The organism is Nonomuraea sp. NPDC003201 (assembly GCF_053590415.1).
The window spans coordinates 1-3,502 of sequence record NZ_JBSFTC010000590.1 but is presented as its reverse complement, the minus strand read 5'-3'; the positions used below and the strand labels follow the sequence as shown (position 1 = coordinate 3,502).

At 71.8% G+C, this 3,502-nt stretch carries 2 protein-coding genes; both read left to right on the top strand.

Annotated features, from left to right (window positions below; translation table 11 throughout):
* Positions 1–2,340: hypothetical protein (locus tag ACWDX9_RS61220; RefSeq protein ID WP_449973101.1), on the top strand; the 2,340-nt coding region annotated here is incomplete at its 5' end.
* A gap of 1 nt (position 2,341) precedes the next feature.
* On the top strand, positions 2,342–3,502 hold a 1,161-nt coding region (locus ACWDX9_RS61215; protein ID WP_449973100.1), incomplete at its 3' end, for a hypothetical protein.

The following is a 3,502-nucleotide window of genomic DNA, read 5'->3' as shown; positions in this document are numbered from 1 at the left end:
CGGGCCGGGGCGGGCACCACGGCGCAGCCGCTGCAGGTCATGACCGCGCCCATGGTCGGCGCGCCGGTGTTCAACGGGCGACCGCCCGACGACTTCACCGGCACCCTGCCGTACGCCAGCGAGCTGTTCGGCGTCTACCAGCCGCTGGCCGGATGGTTCGGCCAGAACGGGTCCCTGCGCGCCGTCCGGGCGCTCGCCGACGAGCGGCTGGCCCGCCTCGGCGGCGGCGCGTTCGCCGGACAGGCCGCCCGCGCGCTGGACGACGAGGGGCTGGCGGCGCTCTCAGAACGCTTCGACGCGCTCGCGCAGGGGGTGCTGTCGCCGGTCGGGCTGGTCAACCTGTTCAGGGAGTACTTCTTCGAGTTCGACACCTTCCTGGGCGGCCCCGTCGGCCACCTGTGGATCAGCCCCGGCGGCATGGTCGAGGTGGTCGAGAGCAGCACGCGCCGCACGCTGGTCGAGCGGACCGCCGAGCAGGCGGAGGAGACCTCGCGCAAGGTCGAGGAGAGCCTGACCGACCAGGACGACCTCGCCGACGCCGTCAAGGAGGACAACGCCAACGACACCAACCTCGGCGTGACCGCCAGCGGCGGCGTCGACACCGGCGTCTACCACGCCGACGCGAGCGCCAGCTTCTCGATGCAGACCACCGTCAAGCGCTCCTCGGAGCAGACGCACAAGCACACCCGCACGCAGAGCTCCAAGACCACCAGCGAGATCAAGCGGAACTTCAAGACGACGTTCAAGACGGTCACCGAGACCACCGACACCTCCAGCCGCCGCTACGTCGTGCAGAACACCACGAACGAGCTGGTCAACTACGAGCTGCGGCGCAAGATGCGCAAGATCGGCGTCCAGGTGCAGCACATCGGGGCGCGGCTGAGCTGGCAGGTCTACCTCGACGCGCCCGGCCGCTCGCTCGGCCTCGGCGAGCTCGTGCACGTCGTCACCGCCCCCGACCTCACCGCGGTGCCCAAGCCCGACGTCAAGCCGTATCCGGCGGAGCAGCAGGTCACCTACCACCTGGCCGTGCCGTTCGTGCTCTACCAGGGCGCCGACGACGAGGCGGAGAACACCTACCAGACCTCCAACGAGAACATCAACCACGGCATCTTCCGCCCCGACGTGGGCGCGAACGACATCATCGAGTTCCGCTTCGACTTCCCGCTGCCGCCCCCGCCGCCGGGGACCACGCTCAAGAAGATCGGCATGCTCGACTTCCACGGCGCGCAGGTCAGGTTCACCACCGACGCCGCCGACCTCGGCGTCAACCCCGACCCCGCGGCCAACGTGCTGAAGGTCCGGCTCACGTACGCCAACTTCGAGGGCCGCAAGTTCATGCCGTTCGACGCGATCATGGTCTACGAGCCGACGCCCGAGGCCAAGCACGCCGTGGACGTCGCCAACCAGGCCGCCCGGACCGCCTACGACCGCCGGGTGGCCGCGCTCCAGCACGAGGCGTACGGGCACGCCGTGCGCGACCGGCTGCGGCTGGTCAGCGGCATCCGCCCGCGGCCCTCGCAGGACCTGCGTGACGAGGAACGCCAGACGGTCTACGCCCACCTGATCCGCCAGTTGCGGCTCTTCGACGACGACCACCTCGGCTCCGAGCTGATCCGGCAGATCTTCGACGTGGACGAGATGCTGTACTTCGTCGCCCCCGACTACTGGCGGCCCATCGACGTGCCCCCGCCGAGCCAGGGCAGCGTCGGCAGATATCCGGTCCCGCCGCCGCCCTGGGACATGGAGAATCCCGGCGTGCTCGGCGGGCAGACCGTGCTCACCTGGTACGCCCACACCGACGCGAGCAACGCCCTGGACGAGCAGCTGCACACCGTGCCGGAATGGCGGGTCAACTACCTGGTCACCGAGGAGACCCAGCCCGCCCCGCTGGGCAGCTCGCTCGGCTGGCTGATCCAGGAGGACGGCGACGAGCGGCGCAACGAGTTCCTCAACGCGGCCTGGGCCAAGGCGGTCCTGCCGGTGCGGCCGGGGCACGAGGTGGAGGCGCTCAGATGGCTGGCCCAGGCGCACGTCGAGGGCGAGGCCGGGCTCGGTCTGCCGTACCCGGTGCAGCCGGGCGACCCGCCCGCCTACCAGAACAAGACGGTGGGCCAGGTCCTCGAACTCCTCGCGACCGAGCTCCAGGCGGCCAACACCGACATCACCAGGACGCTGGCCACCGAGGAGGTCTTCGAGACCGGGTTCGACCCGCTGGAGGGCGGGTTCCGGCCGGCGGCGCCGTACGAGGTGTTCGACCAGTGGGTGGAGGTCCTGCCGACCGACCAGGTGGTGGCGGTGGAGGTCCGGTACGACCCCAAGACCGGGCAGCAGCTCTGACATGGCCTTCACGACGACCGTCAGGTGGCGGCGGCCCGGCGAGGCCGCCCACCCCCTGCTGCGCGGCGCGGTGCGGGTGGAGCTGCAGGCGCTCGACGCCGCCGAGCTGGCGCGCTGGGCCGACCCGTCGGCTGGGCACCCGTGCCCGCCGGCGGGGGCGCCGGGGGAGGTGTCGGCCGCCTTCACCGTCCCCGACACGGCGGCGGGGCTGCGGCTGAGCTTCTCCGTGCGGTTGCGGGCCGGCGGCGAGGACGAGGAGGCGCTGTCCGTGGTCCAGCGGCTGACCGTGGCCAGGCCGGGCGTGCTCGTGCCGGACGCCTACCGGATCGACCGCTTCGCCGTGCAGCTCAGGCGGCGCGGCGGAGGCGGCGAGGTGCTGCAGGAGGTGCCGAGCACGCGGCCGAGCGGCATGGTGCGCTCCTTCTTCGGCCGCCATCCGCTGCTGCGCATGGCGGCCAAGGACACCCCCGAGATCGACACCGAGTTCCTGGACGCCACCAACCTGTGGTGGGCCCTGCACTTCCGGGTGTGCCGGAACAACCACGAGGAGGGCTTCAACCCCTGGTACCTGGAGCCGACCTGCAACGACCGGCCCGAGCGGCTGCGGGTGCTGCTCAACACCCGCGCCACGCCCATGCTGTGGTTCGCGAGCCTGCCGCCCGTACGCGAGCTGCCCGGCGAGACCACGGTCGGCGGTTACCTGTTCCTGCGGCCCATCGGGAGCGCCTACGCCTACCCCGCCACCTGGCCGGACGTGCTCACCGCGCCGGCCCACGCCACCACCGGCCTGCGCAACCTCTGCCGCTACCTGCTCCAGGGCCACACCAGGGCCGGAAAGGCCAAGATCACCGGGCTGCCGGACTGGCACCAGCTCATCGACCACAGCCCCGACGCCGACCACCCGCTGAACGCCTACTCGTTCCTGCCGTGCGGCATGGACTACGCGCTGGACAGGACCGCGCCCAAGCTCGTGTCCGAGACGCGCTCCCTGCGGGTGCTGCTGCTGCCGGTGCCGGAGAAGAACAGCCCCGGCTACTGCTACGGCGGCAACGTCGGGCCGGGCAACACCGCGCGCCTGTCGGCCGCGATCCGGCTGCTGTGGACCAGGGGCGGGTTCGGCGGGCCCGGCCAGCAGCTGCTGGAGGCGGGCGAGATCGCCCCG